Here is a 201-nt window from a genome sequence, read left to right on the forward strand (position 1 = left end):
GCGTGGAGGTGGCCATGGTCAGAGTCCGAGCATCTGGTAGAGGTCGCCCACCGTGCGAGCCTTGATCAGGTCTTCGCCGGTGATGGTCTTGCCGTATTCCATGTCGAACATGACGATGACCCCGAGCGCGGCCAGCGAGTCCCATTCCGGCAGGTCTTCGAGCTGGGTGTCCATGCTGACCTCGACGGGATTCTGGAAATC

The 201-nt window shown here is 61.2% G+C and carries 1 protein-coding gene; it reads right to left on the minus strand.

From position 1 onward, the window contains the following. Nucleotides 1-18 precede the first annotated feature (18 nt). Nucleotides 19-201: acyl carrier protein (locus tag G5A07_RS22220; protein WP_191864070.1), on the minus strand; the 183-nt coding region annotated here is incomplete at its 5' end.

Origin of the sequence: Stenotrophomonas sp. AS012628, assembly GCF_010608305.1 — a bacterium.
Taxonomy (GTDB): Bacteria; Pseudomonadota; Gammaproteobacteria; order Xanthomonadales; family Xanthomonadaceae; genus Stenotrophomonas; species Stenotrophomonas geniculata.